This is a genomic window from Micromonospora sp. NPDC049151 (genome assembly GCF_040648395.1).
Classification (GTDB): Bacteria; Actinomycetota; Actinomycetes; order Mycobacteriales; family Micromonosporaceae; genus Micromonospora.
This window is the reverse complement of the sequence record NZ_JBEZDP010000030.1, coordinates 30,876-54,111: the sequence shown is the minus strand read 5'-3', so window position 1 is coordinate 54,111 and position 23,236 is coordinate 30,876. Positions and strand designations below refer to the sequence as shown.

Genomic DNA, 23,236 nt, shown 5'->3' with positions numbered 1-23,236 from the left:
GCCGGTATCGACTGGCGCGAGCTGATGCTGCAGGTGCTGTTCGCCGCGATCGGCGTGGCCCTGGTGGCCGGGCGCCCGTCGAGGCGCGGGGTGCGGGGTCAGTAGCGCGAGACGCCGCGGCGACGGCCGACGCCGGCCACCAGGGCCACGCCGATCGCGGCGAACAGCACCTGCAGCATCAGCTCGCGCCAGTCGATACCGGCGGTCTCGGCGAAGCCGGAGGCCCGGGCCACGATCGTGCCCAGAAGCGCGGCGCCGACACCGATCAGCATGTGCAGCCAGATCGGCATGTTCTGCCGGCCCGGCACGACCAGCCGGCCCAGCGCGCCGACGATCAGACCAACGACCAGCGCCGTGATGATGCCCCAAACGGTGAGCTCCATGGTCGCCCTCCTCCTTAAGATCGGGTCACACATTCCTGTGTGGTTACTGTCGTGATCGCTAAGTTCCCGACCGCCCGGAAATCCAAACCGACTCCGGTGACGAATTGTTCAGACGTACCCTGACCTGCTGCTTCTCCCCGAAACCCAGCGCGGCGGGCGGGCCAGGCGCACCGACGGGGTTCAATGTGCCGAATGCGCCGACGGGCGCCCGGCCGGTGCGGCCGGGCGCCCGTCGAGGCGCGTTGTGCGTCGATCAGTAACGCGAGACGCTGCGGCGGCGGCCGACGCCGGCCACCAGGGCCACACCGATGGCGGCGAGCACGACCTGCACGGCCAGCTCGGCCCAGTCGATGCCGGCGGTCTGCGTGGCGATGCCGAGCGCGCGGGCCAGGACGGTACCCAGCAGCGCGGCGCCGACGCCGATCACCATGTGCAGCCACATCGGCATGTTCTGCCGGCCCGGCACGACCAGCCGGCCCAGCGCGCCGACGATCAGACCCACGACGAGCGCGGTGATGATGCCCCAGACGGTGAACTCCACGGTCGGTCCTCCTAAACGATTTCGCACGTTCTGTGCGTTTGCTGTCGTGCCCGCTAAGTGCCCGACGCATCGAAAACCGAAACCGGCCGCATCGACCGCCGCTCCCCCGGCCTGGCCGAATCCGCAGGTGGGAGCGCTGCCACAAGCTGAAAATTCCCTGGGTACGCGACCGGCCGGCACCCTCGCAGGAGAGGACGCCGGCCGGTTCGTGGGCTCTGACGGCTACTTCTTGCCGGCGGGCTTGCCGTCGCCGGAGTCGGACGACAGCGCCGCGATGAACGCCTCCTGGGGGACCTCCACCCGGCCCACCATCTTCATCCGCTTCTTGCCCTCCTTCTGCTTCTCCAGCAGCTTGCGCTTACGGCTGATGTCACCGCCGTAGCACTTGGCGAGCACGTCCTTGCGGATCGCGCGGATGGTCTCCCGGGCGATCACCCGGCTGCCGATCGCCGCCTGGATCGGCACCTCGAACTGCTGGCGCGGGATCAGCGTGCGCAGCTTCGCCGCGATCGTCGTTCCGTACGTGTACGCCTTGTCCTTGTGCACGATCGCGCTGAACGCGTCGACCGGCTCGCCGTGCAGCAGGATGTCCACCTTCACCAGGTCGGACGCCTGCTCGCCGGAGGGCTCGTAGTCGAGCGAGGCGTAACCCTTCGTACGGCTCTTGAGCTGGTCGAAGAAGTCGAAGATGATCTCGGCCAGCGGCAGCGTGTAACGCAGCTCCACCCGGTCGGCGGAGAGGTAGTCCATGCCGAGCAGGCTGCCCCGGCGGCCCTGGCACAGCTCCATCACCGCGCCGACGTAGTCGTTCGGGGTCAGCACCGTGGCCCGCACCGTCGGCTCGTACACCTCGGCGATCTTGCCGGTCGGGTACTCGCTCGGGTTGGTGACCACGATCTCCTCGCCGTCCTCCTGGATGGCGCGGTAGACCACGTTCGGGGCGGTGGAGATGAGGTCGAGGTTGAACTCGCGCTCCAGCCGCTCCCGGATGATCTCCAGGTGCAGCAGGCCGAGGAAGCCGCAGCGGAAGCCGAAGCCCAGCGCGCCGGAGGTCTCCGGCTCGTAGACCAGCGCGGCGTCGTTGAGCTTGAGCTTGTCCAGCGCCTCGCGCAGGTTCGGGTAGTCCGAGCCGTCGATCGGGTAGAGCCCCGAGTAGACCATCGGCTTCGGGTCCTTGTAGCCGCCGAGGGCCTCCTTGGCCGGATTGCCGTTGATGGTGACCGTGTCACCGACCCGGGACTGGCGCACGTCCTTCACGCCGGTGATCAGGTAACCCACCTCGCCGACGCCGAGCGCGTCGGCCTTGACCATCTCCGGCGAGATGACGCCGATCTCCAGCAGCTCGTGCACCGCGCCGGTGGACATCATCTTGATCCGGTCCCGGGCCGAGATCCGGCCGTCGATCACCCGGACGTACGTGACCACGCCCCGGTAGACGTCGTACACCGAGTCGAAGATCATCGCGCGGGCCGGTGACTGGGCCTCACCCACCGGCGGCACGAACTGCCGGACGATCTCGTCCAGCAGGTAGGGCACACCGTCGCCGGTCTTGCCGGAGACCCGGATGCAGTCCGACGGGTCGCCGCCGATCAGGTGGGCCAACTCCTCGGCGTACTTCTCGGGCTGGGCGGCCGGCAGATCGATCTTGTTGAGCACCGGAATGATGCGCAGGTCGTTCTCGAGCGCCAGGTAGAGGTTCGCCAGGGTCTGCGCCTCGATGCCCTGCGCGGCGTCGACGAGCAGGAGCGCGCCCTCGCAGGCGGCCAGCGAACGGGACACCTCGTAGGTGAAGTCGACGTGCCCCGGGGTGTCGATCATGTTGAGCACGGCGGCCTCGCCGGCCCGGTCGCCCTCACGGATCGTCCACGGCATCCGCACGGCCTGGCTCTTGATGGTGATGCCGCGCTCGCGCTCGATGTCCATCCGGTCCAGGTACTGCGCGCGCATCTGCCGGGGGTCGACCACACCGGTGAGCTGCAACATCCGGTCGGCCAGGGTCGACTTCCCGTGGTCGATGTGGGCGATGATGCAGAAGTTCCGGATGCGCGCCGGGTCGGTGGCACCAGGAGCGTTCGCGCCGGGATCGAGCGTCGGTGGCACAGCGGTCCGTTCTGGTCGGCTGACGTGAGCGGGCCGGCGCGCCGCCGGCCCCCTCCATGGTCCCACGTCCTCCGGGACGCGCCCGGACTCCCCCTTCACTCCACGGCTATTCCACAGGTGGCTCGACGAACAGGGCGGCCAGCCTCGGCAGCCGGCGGCGGGCCTCCTCCTCGTCGTCGAAGTCCCAGAAGTCGTTCAGGTCGGGCACCGGGACCGGGTCGCGCTCGGCCGGCAGGTCGGACGCGGTGGCCTTCCGGTACGCGTCCCACGGCACCGCCAGCATCTGCTCGCACTCGAACTCCTCGCCGCTGAGCGCGGCGGCCCGCACCTGCGGCAGCCCGGCCAGCGCGTCCGGGTCGCCGACCGCCTTGGCGAACACCGTCCGCCCCTGCGTCATCAGCCAGCCCCGGAAGTACTCGAAGCCGTCGTCCGAGGCGCCCCCGTTGATCAGGTAGGCCGCACCCCACAGGTCGACCTTGTAGGAGGCGGCGAGCACCCGCCGCTGGTGGTGGGCGTAGCCGACGATCTCCTCCGGGTCGCGCTCGGCCAGCAGCGCGACCGCCCGGGCGGCCACCGCGTCGGGCTCTCCCCCGGCACCGGCGCGGGCGTCGTCGATCAACTGCCAGAACTCGTCGGTCCTCATGGTGGGCAGTCTGGCAGAGCCCACCGACGCGCCGGCCCGACGCGCGCCGCCGGTGCGGCAGCATGGTGCGGTGCGCGCGATCTCCCTACCGCCGGTTCCGTACGGGTCGACAGCCGTCCGGCCCGGCTGGCCCGACCTGCCGGCCGGGCTGCGCGACGCGCTGGCTGCCCGGATCGGCGGTCCACCGGCGGCGGTACGGGTGGCGACCGGCGGGTTCACCAGCGGCTTCACCGCCGTGCTGACCGGCCCCGCCGGGGAGCGCGTGTTCGTCAAGGCGGCGGCGCTGCACGGGCAACTGCACCTGGTCGACTGGTACGCCCACGAGGCGGCGGTCCTGGCCCGGCTCCCGGCCGGGCTGCCGGTGCCCCGGCCGCGCTGGGCCCTCACCGAGTCCGGCTGGTACGCGCTCGCGCTCGACGCGATCGACGGGCACACCCCCCGGTTGCCCTGGGCGCCGGCCGAGCTGGACGCCGCCCTCGCCACGTACGCCGAAGTGGCCGCCGCGCTCGCCGACCCGCCCGCGGAGCTGGCCGCGCTCCGGCTCCCCCGCCTCGCCGACCTGGCCCGCGACGACATCCTCTGGTGGGGCGAGGTGGCCGCCGGGCGCGAGCCGCTGCCCGAGCCGGCCGCCGGCGCCCCGCTGGCCGAGCTGGTCGCGCTGGAGTCGCGCCTGCCCGGGTACGCCGACGCCGCCCCCGGGCTCGCCCACGGCGACCTGCGGGTGGACAACCTCCTGATCGGCCCCGAGGGACGGGCCTGGCTGTGCGACTGGCCCTGGCTCTGCCACGGACCGGCCTGGTTCGACCTGGCCGGGCTGCTGCTCACCGCGTACGCCAGCGGCCTGGACGCGGACGCCGCGTTCGCCGGTCACCCGGCGGCGGCCGGAGCGCCCGGCGACGCGCTGGACGTGACGCTCGCCGCGCTGGCCGGCTACTACCTGACCGGCGCCGCGGCCGGGCCGCCGAACGGCTCCCCGCACCTGCGCGCCCACCAGCGCTGGAGCGGGGAGCAGGCGCTCGGCTGGCTGGCCGAGCGGCGGGGCTGGTCCTGGGCTCGTCCCACCTCTTGATCCACACCGCTTCGCCGGGAGGGCGGGGACGTCTCCCGCGCCCAGCCCGGGAACCGGTCCGGCCTGGCGTGGTCCCTGGCCGCGAGGGCAGGATGGTGGCGGTGCCGGAAGGGCCGGGCGGAGGCGTTTTGGCTCGTCCGGGGCCGACCTGGTAGCCTGGCTTTTCGCGCGGCGATGACGCATGCTCGTCGTGCGCGAAAGCAGACCAACCCGAGCTATCAAGACGAGGCTGTCGCGTGGCGAACATCAAGTCCCAGATCAAGCGCAACCGGCAGAACGAGAAGCGCCGGCTGCGTAACAAGTCGGTCAAGTCGTCGCTGAAGACCGCCATCCGGAAGTTCCACGAGGCTGCCGAGGCGGGCGACACCGAGAAGGCCACCGTGCTCATGCGTGAGGCCACCCGCAAGCTGGACAAGGCTGCCAGCAAGGGTGTCATCCACTTGAACCAGGCGGCCAACCGGAAGTCGGCGATCGCCAAGCGCGTCGCCTCGTTCTCCGCCTGACCAGCGCTACAGATCACACCGGAAGCCCCGGGGCCATCGTGCCCACGGGGCTTCCGCCCGTCCGCCCTCCCCTGATCGCGCCGGCACACCAGCGCGAGATCTTGGTACGAGGTGGCCCCCACAGGGACTGAACAGCCCCCACAGGGGCCGTTTCGTACCAAGATCTGCGGCGTGCTCACGGGCGACGCGTGCTACCGCTCGCCTGGGTGGTGGAACGTCGACCGTTGCGGGTGGTGGTAGCGGACTCCCCGGGAGCCGGCGACCGGCATCGCGCGGGCGCTGGCCGGCACCCGGGCCCGCCCGATCACCGGCTCCATCTGCCGGCGGAAGCGGTCCCGCTCCTGCTCCGGCACCTGCGCCGCGGTGCGGACGACCACCTCGGCCACCACGTCGTTGAGCTTGACCATTGCGGCCACCGCGATCGGCAGCACCACCACCGCCCACCAGCTCACCAGCTCCGCGAGCGCGAGCAGGACGGCCAGCGCCATCGCGCCCTCGAAGAAGAGGAAACAGAGCACCCCACCCGGGTTGATGAAGCGCAGTCCGAGCACCCGGGCGTAGAGCGGTCGGTACCGCTCCTCGTCCGTGGCCACCGTCGACCACGCTCGGGTCACCGGGCGCCGCCCTGCCGGGCCGCGGCCACCGAGAACACGGCCCGCTCCAGCGCGTACGCGCGGTCGTCGGCGCCGCCCTTCACCGCCGCGTTGCACTCGGCGGCCACCCGCATCGCCTCGACCAGCCCCTCCGGCGTCCAGCCCCGGGCGCGTACCTGAGCCTTCTCGATCTTCCACGCCGGCATGCCGAGCGTCTTGGCCAGTTGGAACGCGTTACCCCGGCCGGCGGCGGCGACCCGGGCCACGGTGCGTACGCCGTCGGCCAGCGCGTCGGCGATCGGCACCGGGTCGACGCCGACGTGCAGCGCCCACCGCAGCGCCTCCAGCGCGCCTGGCACGTCACCGATCATCGTCGCGTCGGCGACGGTGAAGCCGGTCACCTCGGCCCGGCCCCGGTAGTACCGGGCGACCGTGTCGGCGCCGATGCGCCCGTCGGTGTCGGCGACCAGTTGCGAGCAGGCGGCGGCCAGCTCGCGCATGTCGTTGCCGACTGCGGCGACCAGGGCGTCGGCCGCGTCGGGCGAGCACTTGCCGCCGATGCGGCGGATCTCGTCCCGCACGAAGGCGGCCCGCTCCCGGTCGCCCTTGAGCTTGACCGCCGGCACCACTGTGGCACCCGCCGCACGCAGGCCGTCGGCGAACGCCTTGCCCTTGGCCCCGCCCAGGTGCAGCACCACCAGTTGCACGTCCGGGTCGGGGTTCTTCGCGTATGCCAGCAGCGCGGTGGACAGGTCCTTGCGGGCGTCCTGGCCGGAGCGGAGCACGAGCACCCGGCGACCGCCGAACAGCGACGGGCTGAGCATCTCGGCGATCTCGCCGACAGTGAGCGTGCCGGCCTGGTATTCCCGCACGTCCACGTCGGGGTCGACCTCGCGAGCCCGGGCGACGGCTTCGGTGACCGCTCGCGTGGCGAGCAGCTCCTCGTCGCCGAGGACGAGCACAATAGGAGGCAGGTCGGCGGGGGTCACGTCGCCCATACTCGCACGCCCTCCGACCCTGCCGGGCCCGCTCATCGGGGACTGTGACGGCGCAGCCCGCACACAGCGCAAATCCAGACATTTGCCTTGATCTACCGCCTAACGTCACAAGATCCCCGTTCATCGTGACGGTTCGGACTCGCGGCCGCGCCTCACCACCACGAGACCGTCGCCCGCCCGGACCGCGGCGACGTCCCCGTCGACGTCGGTACGCAGCACCCGGGCGCCACCCCGGGTCAGCCGGTCCAGCAGCCCCGCGTTCGGATGCCCGTAGTCGTTGTCGACACCCACGCACACCAGCGCCACCGCCGGACGCACCGCGGCCAGGAACTCCGGTGCCTGGTACGCCGACCCGTGGTGGGCGACCTTCAGCACGTCCGCCCGGATCGCGGCGGCCGGCGTCGTCTCCAGCATCGCCCGCTGCTCCTCGGTCTCGGCGTCACCGGTGAGCAGGATCCGTACCCCGCCCACTGTGGCGGCCAGCACCAGCGAGTTGTTGTTCGGATCGGACCGGCTGCCCCGCAGCGGATACGGCGGACCGACAGCTGCCAGGTCCACCGCACCCGCCCGCCACCGCCAGCCCGCCCGCACCGAGGCGAGCGGCGCACCGGCCCGGCGGGCCGCCTCGCGTACCTGGGCGGCGCCGTAGGGCGGCTCGGACCAGGACGGACCCACCACCGCGCCCACCCGCCGCCCCCGGAACACCCCGGCCACCCCGCCGACGTGGTCGACGTGGAAGTGACTGACCACCAGCAGCGGCACCTCGCGTACGCCAAGGCGGCGCAGGCAGGCGTCCACGCCGGACGGCTCCGGGCCGGCGTCGACCACGACGGCCCGGCCGGCGGCGACCGGCAGCACCACGGCGTCCCCCTGCCCCACCGCGCACGCCACCACCACCCAGCCGCGCGGCGGCCAGCCGGAGGCGAGCAGCCGGATCGGCACCGCACCGAGCACCACAGCCACCGCGACGACAGCGATCAGCCGCCGCGCCCCGCGTCGCCGGAAGCCGAGCAGCAGCGCCACGCTCACCGCCGCCAGCAGCAGGGCGCCGGCCACCCCGCCCGCCCACGGGAGGTTCCCGGCGGGCAGGTCCGCCCCGTATGCGGCGACCGCCACCAGCCAGCGCGCCGGCCAGCTCGCCAGCCAGGCCAGGAACTCCGCGCCGCCCGGCCACAGCGGTGACAGCACCGCCGCCAGCACCCCGAGCACGGTGGCCGGCGCGACGGCGGGCACCGCGAGCAGGTTCGCCGGCACCGCCACCAGGCTCACCGTCGCGGACAGCCCGGCGATGACCGGGCCGCAGGCCAGTTGCGCGGCGGCCGGCACCGCGAGCGCCTCGGCCAGCCCGGCCGGTACGCCCCGGCGCCGCAGCGCGTCCCGCCACCCGGGCGCGAGCAGCAGCAGTCCCCCGGTGGCACACACCGACAACGCGAAGCCCGGGTCGCCGGCGAGGTCCGGGTCGTACAGGATCAGGCCGGTGACGGCGGTGGCGAGCGCCGGCAGCGCCGACCGGGACCGCCCGGCGGCGAGCGCGGCGAGCCCGATCGCGCCCATCGCGGCGGCGCGCACCACGCTCGGCGACGGCCGCACCAGGATGACGAACCCGACGAGCGCGAGTACGCAGAGCACGGCGGCGGTACGCGGGCCGGCGCGGGCCCAGCGTGCCAGCAGCAGCACCGCCCCGACGACGATCGCCACGTTCGACCCGGACACGGCGTTGAGGTGGGTCATCCCGGTGGCCCGGAAGTCCTCCTCCACCTCTGGCAGCAGCCGGCTGGTGTCGCCCACCACCAGGCCGGGCAGCAGCCCGCCCGGCGCGTCGGGCAGCGGCTCGCAGGCCCGTTGCAGCCCGGTCCGCAGCACGCCCGCGGCCCGTTGCGGCCACGACGCCTCGCCGCGCGGCGTGGGCGGGCCGGTGGTGGAGAGCACGGCGGCGGTCAGGTCGCCGCCGCGCGGCGCGGACAGCCGTCCCCGGCTGGTGACCCGCTGCCCGGGGAGCAGTGGACGCCAGGCCGGGTCGGTGGCGAGCACCAGGGCGCGTACCGGGCCGGTGACCCGCGCGCCGTCGGGCCCGGTGAGCCGGATCAGATCCACGCGGACCAGCAGCATCGGTTGCCGCCCGGGCGCACCGCGTACCGGGCGGGGATCGTCGCGCAGCACCAGCTCGGCGGTGACCTGGGCACGGTCGGCGATGAGCGCGCGGACCGGAGCGGCGTCGCGGACCACGACGCGGGCGCCGGTGGCCGCCGCCCCGCAGAGCACGCCGAGCAGCACGGCGACCGCGATCCAGCCGTAGCGGCGGGCCGCCACACCCGGCCGGCCCAGCACACCTCCCAGGTGCAGGCCCGCGAGCAGGGCGAGCGCGGCGGCGACGGCGGCCACCCACACCGTCACCCCGAGGCTGAGGTGCAGCCCGGCCAGCGCGGCGAGCCACGCCGCCACCGCCAGCCCGGCCAGCCGCAGGTCGGGAGCGTCGCGACCCGCCGACTCCCCGTCGACGGTGAAGGAGCTCGCGGGAATGCCCCGGCCGCGCTCGGCGCTCGCCGCGGCGCCGGATCGAGCCCGCTCCGTACCCGTCACGCGGGCACCGGCTCGTTCGGTGGTGCCCGCACCGGCGAAGCTGGGGCGATCGAGGTCCGAGGACTGCCCGCGCCGGCCGTTCACACCGTCACCAGTTCCTTGAGCTGCTCGTACCGGGCGTCGCCGATGCCGTCGACCTGGCGCAGGTCGGACACGGACCGGAACCCGCCGTTGCGGTCCCGGTGGTCGAGGATCCGCTGGGCGAGCACCGGACCGACGCCCGGCAGCGCGTCGAGTTGGGCCAGGGTGGCGGTGTTCAGGTTGACCGGTCCGGCCGGTGCCGCCGGGCCGCCCGGCGCTCCACCGCCGCCCGCCGCCGGGCCGGGCGCGGCCTGGCCGGGCGGGGCGGTGACGCCGACCAGGATCAGCTCCCCGTCGGTGACCTTGCGGGCGGGATTGAGCAGGGCGGTGTCGACGCCGGGCAGCGCACCGCCCGCCGCCTCGATCGCGTCGGCGACTCGCGCGCCGGCCGGGAGACGGACCAGGCCGGGCCGCCGGACCTTCCCGGCCAACGCGACCACCACCTGACCGGATGAGCCTGCGGGCACGGGTGCCCCGGAAACCGCTTCGGTCACCGGCGCCTCGGCGGACGCCGCGACCGGCTGGACGGCTTCGGCGCTCGGACGCGAGCGCCACGCCCAGACGGCTGCCGCCACGACCACCACTGCCGCCACCGCCGCGAGCGCGCGGACGCCCCGGCGACCGGGATCGAACGCACCGGGGCCGGGCAGCCGGGACAGGCCGCGCCCGGTCGCCGGGGCGTCGTGGATTCCGTCGTCGTCCGGATCGCCGGAGGCCGGCTCCGTCCCGAACGGATGCTCCCGCCCGCTGTCGTGCTCCGGGAAGCCACGGCGCAGGCCGAAACCCGGCTCGATCCCGTCCGGCGCACGCCCGGGCCGAGCAGGGAGATCGGGCCAGGTGCCGCCGTGGGCGGACCCGGAGCCGGCCCCGGCCGCGAAGAAGACCGGCCCGGCCTCCTCGGGCCCGGGCTCGAAGACCCGCCCGGCTTCCCCGGACCCGGGCTCGAAGAACGGCCCGGCTTCCCCGGGCCCAGGCTCGAAGAACGGCCCGGCTTCCTCGGGTCCGGGCTCGCGGCCGGGCCCGGACGGGGACAGCCCCGGCCGCCGCGAGGACCGCTCCGCCCGGCCCGACCCGCCCACGCGGTCAGCGGGGATCGGCGGAACACCAGCGGCGTCCGCGAACCCGAACAGCCGGGCGAGCCGCCGCCGTACCGTCGTCTCCTCGTCGTCTGGCACGGCTCGGGACGGTACGGCGATCGTTCGTCCCGCATCGGCCGGTGAACGCTCACCTGTGGACGACCGATGCGCTGTGGACAGGCACCCGATCAAGCAGTGGCCGTGCTAGGCACGGCGCCCGGCAGATCAGCGGGTCACGCCGGCCGTGCCTCCGGGTCCAGCCCGAGCGCGGCCCGTCCACCGTCGACCGGCACCGTAGCGCCGTTGACGAACGAGGCGCGTTCGGAGAGCAGGAACGCGACCACCTCGGCCACCTCGTCGGTGCGGCCGATCCGGCCGACCGGGTGCAGCCGGGCCATCTCCGCGTCTACGTGCGCCGCCTCCACCGGGTCGAGTCCGGCCAGGTAGACGGCGTGCCGTTCGGTGTGGACGGAACCGAGCGCCACCGCGTTGGCGCGGATCCTCCGGGGACCGTAGTCGACTGCCAGCGCCCGGGTCAGCCCTTCCAGCGCGGCCTTCGCCGTCGCGTACGGCAGCGCACCGGGCACCGCCCGGCGTGCCTGGTGGGAGGAGACGTTGACGATCGCGCCGCCGGTGCGGGCGGCCAGGAACCGGCGTACGGCGGTGCCGGCCCCGGCCACGGCGGGGCGCAGGTTGAGGGCGATCAGGTCGACGACCTCGCTCGCGGGCGCGCGGTGCAGGTCGGCGTCGCGGAAGACGGCGGCGTTGTTGACCCAGCCGCCCAGCGGCGCGTGCGCCTCGGCGCGGTCGGCGGCCCGGTCGGTGACCGCCTCGTCGCCGGCGTCGCCGGTCACCGCGTGCAGCCGGTCGGCGAGCGGATGCCGGGCCAGCCAGTCCAGCGCGCTGGTGTCCCGCTCGACCACGACCACGGTTCCCCCGTCGGCGGCGAGCCGTTCCACGATGGCCCGCCCGACGCCGCGCCCGCCACCGGTGACGACGTACGACAGTGGGCTCATCCGGCCACCCTAGGGCGTGCGGCGGTGGATCACCACGCATGCCAGCCCCGGCCCGGCGTGGGCGGCGACCACCGCTCCGGCCTCGGTGACGTACGTGTCGTGCAGGCGGTCACCCAGCCGCTCGGTCAGCGCGGTCAGCAGCTGCTCGGCCCGCTGCGGCGCGGCGAGGTGGTGCACCGCGAGGTCCACCTCGGCGTCGTCTGCCGCCTCGACGGCGAGGTCGACCAGGCGCGCCACACCCCGGCTGGCGGTACGGACCTTGTCCTTGACCACGATCGCGCCGTCCGGCATGTGCATGATCGGCTTGACCGAGAGGGCGGTGCCGAGCAGTGCCTCGGCCGCGTTGATCCGGCCGCCCCGCCGCAGGAACTCCAGCGTGTCGACGTAGAAGTAGATGGTGGTCCGGGCGACGGCGTCCAGCGCCGCGTCGCGTACCCCGGTCAGGTCGGCGCCCCGCGCGGCGGCCGCGGCGGCCGCGAGGGCCGGGAAGCCGAGGCCCATGCCTGTGGATCGGCTGTCGACCACGGTGACCTTGTCGTCGCCGACCTCGGCGGCGGCCAGCCGGGCGGCCTCGACCGTGCCGGACAGCTCGGCGGACAGGTGCACGGACACCACGCCGTCGGCGCCCTCGGCGAGCAGCCTGCGGTAGACCTGCGCGAACTGTTCCGGCGCGGGCCGGGACGTGCTCACCGAGACCCGCCGCGCGCCCAGCGCGCGGGTGGCGTCGGCGGGCGAGGTCTCGACGCCCTCCAGCCCTTCCGCGCCGTTGAGCACGACGGTCAGCGGGACGACCGTGAGGCCGCGGGCGCGGGCCAGGTCGGGGGGCAGGTAGGCGGTGGAGTCGGTGACGACCGCGACGGACATGCCCGGCACGCTAGCCGATGGCGCTGTGACGTGCCGGGGCCGGAGGTGTCAGAACGCGTCGGTGAGCGCCGGCTGGGTGATCAGGCCGACGTTGTGCGCGCGCAGGTGCCAGCCCCGGACGTCGTCGTGGCGCAGCTCGGACCAGTGGCAGTTGGCCAGCGAGCCGAGGCTGCGCAGCACCGCGTGGTCCCAGCCGAGCAGGTGCCCGACGCCCTGCCGGGCGCCGCCGCCGTGCGTGGTCACCACGACGGTGCCGCCGGTGGCCAGGTCGGCCGCTTCCTGGAATCCGGCGCCGAGCCGGGCGCCCAGGTCGTCCAGGGGTTCGATGCCGGCGCCGGGGTCCGGGTCGCCGGCCCGCCAGCGGGCGTACTCGTCGGGGAACCGCTCGGCCACCTCGGTCAGGGTGAGGCCCTGCCACTGGCCGAAGTGCCGTTCGCGCAGCCGGGCGTCGGAGCGGACCGGCAGCCCGGTCAGCGCCGCCAGCGCGGCGGCGGTGTCGGCGGCCCGGCGCAGGTCGCTGGCGACGATCGCGTCCGGGCGCAGCGTGGCGAGCACCGGCGCGGCGGCCCGGGCCTGCTCCCGGCCGAGGTCGTTGAGCGGTACGTCGGTCTGGCCCTGGACGCGGTTGCCGGCGTTCCAGTCGGTGTTGCCGTGCCGCCAGATGATCAGGCGGGTCATTCGGCGGTGGCGGTGCCGGCGGCCGAGTCGGCCAGGTCGCGATCGGTGAACGGGATCTGCGGGCAGTCCTTCCAGAGCCGGTCCAGCGCGTAGAACTCGCGCTCCTCGGTGTGCTGGACGTGCACCACGATGTCGACGTAGTCGAGCAGCACCCAGCGGCCGCCGCGCTCGCCCTCGCGGCGCACCGGCTTGGCCTTCTCCGGCAGTTCCAGCAGGCGCTCCTCGATGGCGTCGACGATGGCGAGCACCTGACGCTCGTTCGGAGCGGCGGCCAGCAGGAACGCGTCGGTGATCGCGAGCTGGTCGCCCACGTCGATGATGACGATGTCCTGTGCCTTCTTGTCGGCCGCGGCCTGGGCGGCGGCCATCGCCAGCTCGTGCGCGCGTTCGGAAACTGTCACCGTTCTCCTTCGATCAACAGTGCGACCCTCCAAGCGTCTCACACCCGGCGGTGTGGCGACTCGTCAGTTCTGGTCGATTTCAGGCATGGACCGGGACGGAACAGGGCGAATCACCGCTGGTAAAGACGCCGTTTCGCGATGTACTGCACCACACCGTCGGGCACCAGGTACCACACCGGCTCGCCCCGGGCGACGCGAGCACGGCAGTCGGTCGACGAGATCGCCATCGCCGGCACCTGCACCAGGCTCACCGAGTCGGCCGGCAGGTGCTTGTCGGTGAGTTCGAAACCGGGCCGGGTCACGCCGATGAAATGGGCCAGTTCGAGCGCCTCGTCCAGATCCTTCCAGGAGAGGATGCGCTCCAGGGCGTCCGCGCCGGTGATGAAGAACAGCTGCGCCTTCGGGCCGTACTCGGCGTGCAGGTCGCGCAGCGTGTCGACGGTGTAGGTGGGGCCGCCCCGGTCGATGTCGACCCGGCTCACCTGGAAACGCGGGTTGGAGGCGGTGGCGATCACCGTCATGAGATAGCGGTCCTCGGCCGGGGTGACCGCTTCCTCCGCCTTCTGCCACGGTTGCCCGGTCGGCACGAAGACGACCTCGTCCAGGCCGAACCGGTCGGCCACCTCGCTCGCCGCCACCAGGTGCCCGTGGTGGATCGGGTCGAACGTGCCGCCCATGATGCCGATCCGCCGGATGTCTTCCTCCACCCAGCGATCGTAGGCCGCGTCTCGGACGGGCCCGGGCGGGGTCGGCCACGCCGGGCGGGTGCGCCCCCGCCCGGCGTGCCCGGTCAGGCCGACGCGGCGGCCACCGCCGTCCGCGCCACGAGCGCCCGGCGCATGTCGTCGTCCAGGTCGGTCACCCACCGCCGCAGACCGGGCGTGAGGTCGTCGCGGGCCAGCAGCGCCGCGGCCATCTCCCGGGTGGGCTGCGACACGGCGTAGCGGGGGTACGCGGCGACAGTGACCGCGTCGGCCACCCAGGCGGTACGCAGACGCGCCGCCGCCGGCATGTCGGTGAAGTAGCGCTCCACGTACCCGGCTGTCAGCTCGGCCTGCTCGGGCTGCCAGAAGCCCTCGGCGGTCGCCTCGACCAGCCGGTTCGACAGCTCGGTGCTGCGCGTGACGATCTCCCAGGCGGCCCGTTTCGCGTCGGCGTCGGGCAGCGCGGCCCGGCACGCGGCGGCCTGCTCGGCGCCGGTGGCGCTGCGGTCGCCGTCGGCCTCGGCGTCGATCTCCGGCGCCCCGGCCGCGCCGAGCACCACGAGCCGGCGCAGCACCGCCCACCGCAGGTCGGCGTCGACCGCGAGCCCTGGCGGCACGTCCTTGCCGGCGAGCCAGCCGGTCAGCATGGCCGTGTCGGTGGTGGCACCGATCAGGCCGCGCGCCGCCGCCAGTTGCAGGGAGCCGCCCGCGGGCGCCGAGTCGAGCAGCGCCGCGCAGGCGATCGCCACCCGCAGCAGCGCCGCGTCCCGGGCGAGCGGGTCGAGGTAGCGGTCGATCAGCCGGCGGCTGAGCAGCAGCACGTCCTCGACGATCGTCACTTCGGTCTCGGCGGGTAGCGCCGCCGCGATCAGCCCGGCGAGCGCGCCGGCCGGCCGTTCCCCGTCGGTGACCGCGTCCAGCGTCTCGGCCCAGAGCAGCGCCCGGGCCAGCGAATCGTCGAGCCCCGGCAGCAGCAGCGGCACCGCGTCCGCCGAGGCCGGGTCGAGGCGGATCTTGGCGAACGTCAGGTCACCGGCGTTCGGCAGCACGAGCCCGGTGGCAGGCCGACCGACCAGCTCGGGCAGCGGCGTCCGGCCGCCGTCGGCGTCCGGTTCGAGGTCGACCTCGAACCGGTACGCCGGACCGTCGGCGGTGTGGTGGGCCACCCCGATGCGGTGCGGCCGCAGCACCGGGTGGCTCGCCGGGGCGGTCTGCACGATCGCCACGTCGGTCCACCGGCCGTCGGCGTCCACGGCGGTGTCGACCCGCAGCGTGTTCACCTGCGCGCGGCGCAGCCAGCGTTCCGCCCAGCCGTCCAGGTCGCGGCCGCTCGCCGCGCCCAGGGCGGTCAGCAGGTCGGCGAGCGTGGCGTTGCCGAACCGGTGCGCGGCGAAGTGCGCGTTCAGCCCGGCCAGGAACGCCTCGTCACCGAGCCAGGCGACGAGCTGGCGCAGCACGCTGGCGCCCTTGGCGTACGAGATGCCGTCGAAGTTGAGCAGCGCCTGCGCGGCGTCTGCCACCTCCTCCGGCGCCACCGGATGGGTGGAGGGGCGCTGGTCGGCAGTGTAGCCCCAGGCCTTGCGGTGGCTCGCGAACGTGGTCCACGCCCGGTCGAACCGGGTCGCCTCGGCGGTGACCCGGGTGCCGAGGTATTCGGCGAAGGACTCGTTGAGCCACAGGTCGTCCCACCAGCTCATGGTGACCAGGTCACCGAACCACATGTGCGCCATCTCGTGGGCGATGGTGGTGGCGCGCAACTCCCGCTGGGTGTCGGTGACCGCGGAGCGATAGACGTAGTCGTCGCGGATCGTGACCAGGCCCGGGTTCTCCATCGCGCCGGCGTTGAACTCGGGCACGAACGCCTGGTCGTACTTGCCGAACGGGTAGCGCTCGGCGAAGAGCTGGTGGAAGCGGTCGAGGCACTGCCGGGTGACGGTGAGGATCTCGTCGGCGTCGGCGTCCAGGTGGGCGGCGAGCGAACGCCGGCAGTAGAGGCCGAGCGGGATGCCGTCGTGCTCGGCGCGCAGCACGTGCCAGGGCCCGGCGATCAGCGAGACGAAGTAGGTGGCCAGGGGTTTGGTGGTGGCGAACTCCCAACGCCCCGGTGCGGGCCGGTCGGCCAGCGGCCCGTTGGCGGCGACAGTCCACTCCGGCGGCGCGGTGACGGTCAGCGTCACCGGGGCCTTCAGGTCGGGCTGGTCGAACGCGGCGAAGACGCGCGGCCCGTCGTCCAGGAACGACAGCGCGTAGAGGTAGGTCTCGCCGTCTGCCGGGTCGACGAAACGGTGCAGCCCCTCGCCGGTGTTGGAGTAGGCCATCTCGGCCTCGACGGTGAGCGTGTTGTCCTCGGCCAGGCCGGTCAGCGGCAGCCGGTCGCCGGCCAGCAGGGCCGGGTCGAGGTCGTTGCCGTTGAGGCGGACGGCGAGGAGTCGGCGCGGCTTGACGTCGACGAAGGTCTCGGCGCCGGGGGTGGCCCGGAACCGGATGGTGACGGCGGAGCGGAACCGCTCGGCGTCGCCGGTCAGGTCGAGGTCCACATCGTAGGACTCGACGGTGATCGACGCGCGGCGCGCGGTCGCCTCTGCACGGGTGAGGCTCGGCATCCGCTTATCCTGCCCGATGTGGTCCGCTCGGGCCGTCTCGTTACGCGTGGCGATGGAGGAACAGCGATGGGTCAGCACCCCAAGGGCGATTTCGACCTCTCCCGGGCGGTTTGGCAGCGGGCTGAGGGCGACACCTCCGAGGGAGCGGTCGAAGTGGCATTCGTCGACGACCTGATCGGTATGCGCAACTCCGCCGAGCCGGACGGGCCGGTGCTGGTCTTCACCCAGGCCGAGTGGGACGCGTTCGTCGCGGGCGCCCAGGACGGCGAGTTCGACCTGGACTGAGCGCGGCTCAGTCACCGTCGCCCCAGCCGAGGCCGCCCGGACCGGGCGCGTGGTGGAAGCCGGGGTGGCCGGCCACGTCCGCACAGCCCTCGCCGTCGGGGCCGAGGGCGTCGCAGAACAGCCGCTCGGCGCGGTGCCAGGCGTCCGCCGGGGACAACGCCGCCGCGCCGAGCGCCAGCTCCGGGCGGAGCAGGCCGAGGGCTTCGGCGTACGCCACCGCGTGCTCCCGCGCGACGGCGGGATCGGCGGCGGCGAAGCCCAGGTGCACTGTGAAGTGGCGCGGCGGGCGGGGCGCGGAGCGCCGGGGCGCGCCGATCAGCGGCCCGCCGCCGCGGTCGCCGCGCAGCCGGGCCGTCGCCTCGCGGTGCCGTCGTACCGCCCTGTCGTCACGCATCGGTGTCCTCCCCCGTCTCCGGTGACCGCGCCGCCGGACGTCGCGCCGGCGGCGGCGGGCCGGTCGCCGCCGGTCCGCGACACCGAGACAACCAGCTTTTCCGCGCCCGGGGAGGGGCCAGCACGCGTCCGTGTCGCCGGCCCCTCCCTCAACGGGCCGGAGCTGCTGGAATGGAGGGTTCGGCCGCGCCGGCCCGGGTAGGTAGGCAGGGCCGCCGAACCGCGTCAGGAGCAGCTGAGATGAGCACCATGCCGAGCGACCGGAGCCCGGACAGCACGCTCGCGTTCCTCCGTGAGGGCTACCGCTTCGTCGGCGCCCGCTGCGACCGCCTCGGCACCGATGTCTTCCAGACCCGGCTGCTGCTGGAGCCGACGATCTGCCTGCGCGGCCGGGAGGCCGCCGAGTTGTTCTACGACGAGGAGCGGTTCGTCCGGCGCGGCGCGATGCCGATGCGCGGGCAGCGCACGCTCACCGGCGTCGGTGGTGTGCAGGGCCTCGACGGCGAGGCGCACCGGGTCCGCAAGGCGATGTTCATGTCGATCATGACGCCGGCCGCGATCCGCCGTCTCGGGGAGATCTTCGACGAGCAGTGGCGGGCCCGGATCCCGGTCTGGGCGCGGGGCGGGCCGGTGGTGCTCTACGACGAGGTGGGCCGGATCCTGACCCGTACGGTCTGGGCCTGGGCCGGGGTGCCGCTGGCCGAGGCCGACGTGCCGCGCCGGACCGCCGAGATGCACGCGATGATCGAGTCACCGGCCGCGCTGGGCCCCCGGCACTGGCGCGGGCGGCTCGGCCGCCGCCACGCGCAACGCTGGGCCGGCGAGCTGATCGAGCGGGTACGCGCGGGCGCGGTGCCCGCCCCGGAGGGCAGCGCGCTGGCGGTGGTGGCCGGGCACCGGGACGAACGGGGTGTGCCGCTGCCCCGCCGGATCGCCGCCGTGGAGCTGCTCAACGTGCTGCGCCCCACCGTCGCGGTGGACCGGTACGTGGTCTTCGCCGCGCTGGCGCTGCACGACCACCCGCACTGGCGGGACCGGCTACCCGGCGACGCCGCCGCGACCGAGCGGTTCGTGCAGGAGGTACGCCGCTACTACCCGTTCTTCCCGGTCGCCGCGGCCCGGGTACGCCGCTCGTTCCAGTGGCGGGGGTACGCGTTCCCGCAGGGCCGGCGCGTGCTGCTCGACCTGTACGGCACGAACCACCACCCCGACATCTGGCCGGAGCCGGAGCGGTTCCGCCCGGAGCGCTTCACCGGCTGGCGGGACGACCCGTTCGGCCTGATCCCGCAGGGCGGCGGTGACCACTTCACCGGCCACCGCTGCGCCGGTGAGTGGATCACCATCGAGCTGATGAAGCGGGCCGTGACGAACCTGACCGGGGCGATGAGCTACCGCGTACCGCCCCAGGACCTGGCGCTCGACCTCGGTTCGATGCCGGCGTTGCCGCCCGCCGGGCTGGTGCTCGACGGGGTACGCCCGGCCGACGGCGCACACTCGGCCGACGGGGTACGCCCGCTGCGCTGAAGGGTCGCACCCCTCACTCGGTCAGGCGGCCTGCGGGTGCAGCACGCTACGCAGGCAGCCGTCCTCCTTCTTCTCGAAGATCTCGTAGCCCCGGGCGCCCTGTTCCAGCGACATCGGGTGGGTCGCCAGGTAGCCGGGGTCGATCTCGCCGGCCGCGATCCGGTCCAGCAGCATCGGGATGTAGCGCTGGGCGTGCATCTGCCCCATCCGCAGCACCAGTGCCTTGTTCATGGCCGCGCCGAGCGGGAACTTGTCCACCAGGCCGCCGTACACGCCGACGATGCTCACCGTGCCGCCCTTGCGAGCCGCCATGATCGCCTGACGGACCGAGGTGGGCCGGTCGGTCTGCGCGCGTACCGTCTGCTTGGCCTTGTCGTACGCGTACGCCGGGCCGACGTCGTGCGACTCCATGCCGACGGCCTCGATGCAGGCGTCCGGGCCGCGCCCGGCGGTCATCTCCCGCAGCGCCTCCAGCACGTCGGTCTCGGCGTAGTTGATCGTCTCCACGCCGAGCCGCTGCGCGGCGGTGGCGAGCCGTTCCGGCAGCCGGTCGATGACCACGACGCGCTCGGCGCCGAGGATCTGCGCGGACCGGGCGGCCATCTGGCCGACGCCGCCGGCGCCCCAGACGGCCACCACCTCGCCGCCCTTGAGGTCGCAGAAGTCGGCGGCCATCCAGCCGGTCGGCATCGCGTCGGAGGCGAAGACGACCGAGTCGTCCGGCACCCCGTCCGGCACCGTGAACGCGCCGACGTCGCCGAACGGCACCCGGATGTACTCGGCGTGGCTGCCGGAGTAGCCGCCCGCCGCGTGCGAGTAGCCGAGGATGCCGGCGGGCGAGTGGCCCCACAGCTTCTCGGTGAAGACCGGCTGCGGGTTGGAGTTGTCGCAGAGCGAGAACTGCTCGGTGCGGCAGTACCAGCACGAGCCGCAGGCCACCACGGATCCGACCACCACCCGGTCACCGACGGAGATCCGCCGCACGTCCGGGCCGGTCTCGACCACCTCGCCCATGAACTCGTGGCCGAGGATGTCGCCCTCGCGCATGGCCGGCAGGTAACCATTGATCAGGTGCAGGTCGGAGCCGCAGACACTGCTCGCGCGCACCTTGACGATGATGTCGCCGCCGGACCTGATGGTCGGCTCCGGCACGTCCCGCACTGCCAGCTTGCCCACGCCCTCCCAGCACAGCGCCCTCACGGTCGTCCTCCCGCCGTCAGCCTCTCGCGTACCTTGTCCGTCGCCCGTTCCTGCCGGGGGTTGCGCCCGGACGGGTCGTGCCGGGTGTCCAGCACCTGCCCGGTCTCGATCAGCGACTTGATCCGGCGCAGCGCGGTACGCAGCCCCAGGTCCGGGTCGTCGCCGCCGGCCAGGCCGACCGCCCGCCGGATCGGCCCGGAGCGCCACCGCAGCTCGGCCCGGATCTCGGTGCCCCGGTCCTGCGGGGCGGCGACCAGCTCGACCCGGCCGCGCTGGGCGACCGGCCCGTCGGTGACCCGCCAGCTCAGCCGGCCCGGCCCGTCGACGGTGATCTCGGCCCGCCACTCGGTGCCGCCGCCGGCCGGGTCGGCCGCCACGCAGCGCCACCGGTTCGCGTCGAGCTGCTCCAGCGTGGCCCACTCGGCCAGCCCCCGGTCGAGCCGTTCCCGGTCGGTCCAGAAGCCGATCACCTCGTCGACCGGCCGGTTCACGGTGATCCCCCGGTGCACCACGTACCAGCCGTCCTCCCGGTCGGGCTGGTGCCGGTGCCGCCGCCGCGCCACCGTCCGGGTGACTCCGAGCGCCGTCACGGCGGCGGCGCCGGCCAGCGCCCATCTCGTCGCGTTGCTGGGCATCACGTCTCCTTCCGACTCGGTCCGTCCGTATCCGGCTGCGCTACCCGACGCAGCACGCCCGAAACGGTTTCAGCGACCGCATTCCGGGCAAGTCGCGTCACCCGACACGAGGGAGGCGACGTGACCCGACCGACCGCCGCGCACCGCGACGAGGGCGCCGCGTCCGCGCCGGTCCGGCTTCCGATGGCGTACGTCCTGCCGCTGCGCGCCCACGACGACAGCGGCCTGGACGAGCTGACCGGGTACCTGCGCGAGCTGAGCCGGTCTGTCGACGTGGTGGTGGTCGACGGATCGGCGCCGGAGCTGTTCGCCCGGCACGCCGCCGCCTGGCGCGGGCTCGTGCGGCACGTGCCGCCGGACCCGGCGCTGCGCGGGCGCAACGGCAAGGTGCTCGGCGTGCTCACCGGCGTCGCGCTGGCCCGGCACGAGCACGTGGTGATCGCCGACGACGACGTCCGGTACGACCGGGCCGCGCTGTCCGCGGTGCACCAGATGCTGGACGGGGTGGACCTGGTCCGGCCGCAGAACCACTTCGACCCGCTGCCCTGGCACGCCTGGTGGGACACCGGCCGGACGCTGCTGGCCCGCGTGTTCGGCGGCGACTGGCCGGGCACCCTGGGAGTGCGGCGGAGCACGTTCCTGGCGATGGGCGGCTACGACCCCGACGTGCTCTTCGAAAACCTGGAGCTGGCCCGGACCGTGCGGGCGTACGGCGGCAGCACCGCCACCCCGGCCTGGCTGTACGTGCGGCGGCTACCGCCCTCCGCCGCGCACTTCCTCGGGCAGCGGGTGCGCCAGGCGTACGACGAGACGGCCCGGCCGGTGTGGCTGCTGGCCGCGCTGGCGGTGCTGCCGGCGACGGCGGTCGCGATCGCCGCCCGCCGGCCCGGGCTGCTGCTGCGGGCCGGGCTGGCGACGGTCGCGGTGGCGGAGCTGGGCCGGCGACGGGCCGGCGGCGCCCGGGTCTTCCCGGCGCACACCAGCCTCGCCGCGCCCGCCTGGGTGCTGGAGCGCGGCCTGTGCGCCTGGCTGGCGGTGGGCCGGCGGCTGCGCGGCGGGGTGCCCTACGCGGGCGCCCGGCTGCGGACGGCGGCCAACCCCACACGGGCCCTGCGCCGGCGGATGACGCGGCGCCGCCCCGACGATCTGGTGCTCTGGGTGCAGGCCGGGGCACTGCCCCCGCCGCTGCGCGCCGAGGTGTAAGGAAGGGCCCCTTTTTATCGCCCAGGCGATAAAAAGGGGCCCTTCCTTACCGAGGGCGCGGACTTCAGGACCGCACCTGCTCGGCGCTGTGCCGGACGTCCTGCGCGGCGGCGCGGCCGTCGTCCTTGACCGCGTACGCGGCGTCCTGCGCGGTCGCCTTCACCGACTCGGCGGCGTGCTGCGCGGGCTCGCGCAGCTCCTCCTTCAGCTCACCGGCGACCTCGCCAAGCTTCTCCTTGACCACGCCACCGTGCTCGGCCGCCTTCTCCTTGACCTGCGCGGCGACCTGCTGCTCGCGGCGGGTGGCCGGAATCAGCGAGGAGACCAGCATGCCGACGCCGAAGGCGATCACGCCGGCGGCGATCGGGTTGCCCTCGGACTTGCGCCGCACCACCTGCGGCGCCCGGTGGGCGGCGTCACTCACCGTGGCGGCGGCGGACTGCGCCTTGTCGCCCACCGTGGAGGCCATCGAGGAGGCGTGGTCGCCCACCGAGTGGGCGGCGTGGCCGGTGCTGTGGCCGAGGTCCGAAGCGGTTCCCATCACCTTGTCCTTCACGTTCGTCAGCGCGCTGCGTACGCGCTGCTTGCGGTCGTCGACGATGCGGCTCGGGCTGACCTTGTACGCCAGGGCGTCCACGTCCGAGCTGAGGTTGTTGCGAGTGGCTTCGATCTCACGGCGGATCTGCTCGGGATCGGTGCTCATCGGGTGACTCCCTCCGGGTGCGGCTTGAGCGCGTCGGGGATGCGCTGCACGCTGTCGTTCGTCTGCTTCAGGCCGCGGATCCGCTCGGCGTTCTTCTTGCCCATCGAGTACAGGACCGCCGCGACAGCGGCCCAGATCACGGCCACGATCAGCGCGGCCAGCCCGGAGTCCATGACGTTGTCGAGGAACTGCCAGATCGCGATCGAGACGAAGAGCGCCACCATGTAGCCGCCGAAGCCGGCGCCGCCGAACAGTCCGGCGGCCTTGCCCGCCTTCTTGCCCTCCTGGCGGATCTCGGCCTTGGCGAGCTCGACCTCCTGGCGCATCAGCGTGGACAGGTCGGTGGTGACCTGACGCATCAGGTCACCGAGCGAGCTGCCGCGCACCTCGTCGGCGTGGGGCGGTGCGCCCGCCGCCTGATAGCCGGGGTCCTGCGTGGGTACGGTCATGCCGTCGCCTC

General features: G+C 74.0%; 24 protein-coding genes. 5 read left to right on the top strand and 19 right to left on the bottom strand.

Annotated elements, in window-relative coordinates:
• Positions 1–98: 98 nt before the first annotated feature.
• The 4 genes from AB0B20_RS26525 to AB0B20_RS26510 form a co-directional block, all read right to left on the bottom strand.
• Positions 99–383 carry a transglycosylase gene (locus AB0B20_RS26525; protein WP_013287983.1) on the bottom strand — a complete coding sequence of 95 codons (285 nt, stop codon included), beginning with the start codon at positions 381–383 and terminating at the stop codon, positions 99–101.
• A gap of 253 nt (positions 384–636) precedes the next feature.
• The gene (locus AB0B20_RS26520; RefSeq protein WP_116507974.1) at positions 637–924 is read right to left on the bottom strand and encodes a GlsB/YeaQ/YmgE family stress response membrane protein; all 288 of its coding nucleotides are present in this window, start codon (positions 922–924) and stop codon (positions 637–639) included.
• Between the two features lie 222 nt (positions 925–1,146).
• Positions 1,147–3,024, bottom strand: a complete 1,878-nt coding sequence (gene lepA / locus AB0B20_RS26515) for a translation elongation factor 4 (protein WP_357388459.1) — start codon at positions 3,022–3,024, stop codon at positions 1,147–1,149.
• A gap of 106 nt (positions 3,025–3,130) precedes the next feature.
• Positions 3,131–3,667 (bottom strand): DUF4240 domain-containing protein, encoded by a 537-nt coding sequence (locus tag AB0B20_RS26510; RefSeq protein WP_357388457.1) that lies wholly within the window; start codon positions 3,665–3,667, stop codon positions 3,131–3,133.
• Here AB0B20_RS26510 and AB0B20_RS26505 point away from each other — a divergent pair.
• Positions 3,666–4,736, top strand: a complete 1,071-nt coding sequence (locus AB0B20_RS26505; protein WP_357474348.1) for an aminoglycoside phosphotransferase family protein — start codon at positions 3,666–3,668, stop codon at positions 4,734–4,736. The two genes, AB0B20_RS26510 and AB0B20_RS26505, sit on opposite strands and share 2 nt — an antisense overlap.
• Positions 4,737–4,972: 236 nt before the next feature.
• Positions 4,973–5,239, top strand: a complete 267-nt coding sequence (gene rpsT, locus AB0B20_RS26500; protein ID WP_357388453.1) for a 30S ribosomal protein S20 — start codon at positions 4,973–4,975, stop codon at positions 5,237–5,239.
• 191 nt (positions 5,240–5,430) lie between these two features.
• Here rpsT and AB0B20_RS26495 read toward each other — a convergent pair whose 3' ends face one another.
• The 10 genes from AB0B20_RS26495 to pepN all read right to left on the bottom strand — a co-directional run bounded on the left by AB0B20_RS26495 (position 5,431) and on the right by pepN (position 16,833).
• Positions 5,431–5,853 carry a hypothetical protein gene (locus AB0B20_RS26495; RefSeq protein ID WP_357388451.1) on the bottom strand — a complete coding sequence of 141 codons (423 nt, stop codon included), beginning with the start codon at positions 5,851–5,853 and terminating at the stop codon, positions 5,431–5,433.
• Complete coding sequence (holA, locus tag AB0B20_RS26490; RefSeq protein ID WP_357474345.1) at positions 5,850–6,830, bottom strand: DNA polymerase III subunit delta; 981 nt, start codon at positions 6,828–6,830, stop codon at positions 5,850–5,852. Before holA ends, AB0B20_RS26495 begins: the two co-directional genes overlap by 4 nt.
• A 120-nt stretch (positions 6,831–6,950) precedes the next feature.
• Positions 6,951–9,350 carry a ComEC/Rec2 family competence protein gene (locus tag AB0B20_RS26485; RefSeq protein ID WP_357474354.1) on the bottom strand — a complete coding sequence of 800 codons (2,400 nt, stop codon included), beginning with the start codon at positions 9,348–9,350 and terminating at the stop codon, positions 6,951–6,953.
• 140 nt (positions 9,351–9,490) lie between these two features.
• Positions 9,491–10,267, bottom strand: a complete 777-nt coding sequence (locus tag AB0B20_RS26480) for a ComEA family DNA-binding protein (RefSeq protein WP_357474351.1) — start codon at positions 10,265–10,267, stop codon at positions 9,491–9,493.
• Between the two features lie 533 nt (positions 10,268–10,800).
• Entirely contained in the window at positions 10,801–11,583 is a 783-nt protein-coding gene (locus tag AB0B20_RS26475) for an SDR family oxidoreductase (protein WP_357474342.1), read from the bottom strand.
• 9 nt (positions 11,584–11,592) lie between these two features.
• Positions 11,593–12,447, bottom strand: a complete 855-nt coding sequence (locus tag AB0B20_RS26470; RefSeq protein ID WP_357474339.1) for a DegV family protein — start codon at positions 12,445–12,447, stop codon at positions 11,593–11,595.
• 48 nt (positions 12,448–12,495) lie between these two features.
• Entirely contained in the window at positions 12,496–13,125 is a 630-nt protein-coding gene (locus AB0B20_RS26465; RefSeq protein ID WP_357474336.1) for a histidine phosphatase family protein, read from the bottom strand.
• Positions 13,122–13,526 carry a ribosome silencing factor gene (gene rsfS / locus AB0B20_RS26460; RefSeq protein ID WP_013287996.1) on the bottom strand — a complete coding sequence of 135 codons (405 nt, stop codon included), beginning with the start codon at positions 13,524–13,526 and terminating at the stop codon, positions 13,122–13,124. The genes AB0B20_RS26465 and rsfS overlap by 4 nt, the downstream gene beginning before the upstream one ends.
• 110 nt (positions 13,527–13,636) lie before the next feature.
• Complete coding sequence (nadD, locus tag AB0B20_RS26455) at positions 13,637–14,233, bottom strand: nicotinate-nucleotide adenylyltransferase (RefSeq protein WP_357388441.1); 597 nt, start codon at positions 14,231–14,233, stop codon at positions 13,637–13,639.
• An 83-nt stretch (positions 14,234–14,316) separates the two neighbouring features.
• Complete coding sequence (pepN, locus tag AB0B20_RS26450; RefSeq protein WP_357474333.1) at positions 14,317–16,833, bottom strand: aminopeptidase N; 2,517 nt, start codon at positions 16,831–16,833, stop codon at positions 14,317–14,319.
• A 66-nt stretch (positions 16,834–16,899) separates the two neighbouring features.
• Here pepN and AB0B20_RS26445 point away from each other — a divergent pair, with 66 nt between their 5' ends.
• The gene (locus tag AB0B20_RS26445; protein WP_013287999.1) at positions 16,900–17,118 is read left to right on the top strand and encodes a DUF397 domain-containing protein; all 219 of its coding nucleotides are present in this window, start codon (positions 16,900–16,902) and stop codon (positions 17,116–17,118) included.
• A gap of 7 nt (positions 17,119–17,125) precedes the next feature.
• Here the strand turns inward: AB0B20_RS26445 and AB0B20_RS26440 are convergent, their stop codons facing one another.
• Entirely contained in the window at positions 17,126–17,512 is a 387-nt protein-coding gene (locus AB0B20_RS26440; RefSeq protein ID WP_357388437.1) for a hypothetical protein, read from the bottom strand.
• Positions 17,513–17,751: 239 nt separating this feature from the next.
• On the opposite strand from AB0B20_RS26440, the gene AB0B20_RS26435 reads away from it, so the two are divergent.
• Complete coding sequence (locus AB0B20_RS26435) at positions 17,752–19,035, top strand: cytochrome P450 (protein ID WP_357388435.1); 1,284 nt, start codon at positions 17,752–17,754, stop codon at positions 19,033–19,035.
• A 21-nt stretch (positions 19,036–19,056) separates the two neighbouring features.
• Here the strand turns inward: AB0B20_RS26435 and AB0B20_RS26430 are convergent, their stop codons facing one another.
• Together AB0B20_RS26430 and AB0B20_RS26425 are read right to left on the bottom strand one after the other, a co-directional pair.
• The gene (locus AB0B20_RS26430) at positions 19,057–20,235 is read right to left on the bottom strand and encodes a zinc-dependent alcohol dehydrogenase (RefSeq protein WP_357388433.1); all 1,179 of its coding nucleotides are present in this window, start codon (positions 20,233–20,235) and stop codon (positions 19,057–19,059) included.
• Positions 20,232–20,870: a cyclase gene (locus tag AB0B20_RS26425; protein WP_357388431.1), complete on the bottom strand. Its 639-nt coding sequence runs from the start codon at positions 20,868–20,870 to the stop codon at positions 20,232–20,234. Before AB0B20_RS26425 ends, AB0B20_RS26430 begins: the two co-directional genes overlap by 4 nt.
• A gap of 120 nt (positions 20,871–20,990) precedes the next feature.
• On the opposite strand from AB0B20_RS26425, the gene AB0B20_RS26420 reads away from it, so the two are divergent.
• Complete coding sequence (locus tag AB0B20_RS26420; RefSeq protein ID WP_357388429.1) at positions 20,991–22,073, top strand: glycosyltransferase family 2 protein; 1,083 nt, start codon at positions 20,991–20,993, stop codon at positions 22,071–22,073.
• 64 nt (positions 22,074–22,137) lie between these two features.
• Here AB0B20_RS26420 and AB0B20_RS26415 read toward each other — a convergent pair whose 3' ends face one another.
• Together AB0B20_RS26415 and AB0B20_RS26410 are read right to left on the bottom strand one after the other, a co-directional pair.
• Positions 22,138–22,776, bottom strand: coding sequence for a DUF3618 domain-containing protein (locus AB0B20_RS26415; RefSeq protein ID WP_357388427.1), 639 nt, complete (start codon positions 22,774–22,776; stop codon positions 22,138–22,140).
• Entirely contained in the window at positions 22,773–23,225 is a 453-nt protein-coding gene (locus AB0B20_RS26410; protein ID WP_018787295.1) for a phage holin family protein, read from the bottom strand. Before AB0B20_RS26410 ends, AB0B20_RS26415 begins: the two co-directional genes overlap by 4 nt.
• Between the last annotated feature and the right edge of the window lie 11 nt (positions 23,226–23,236).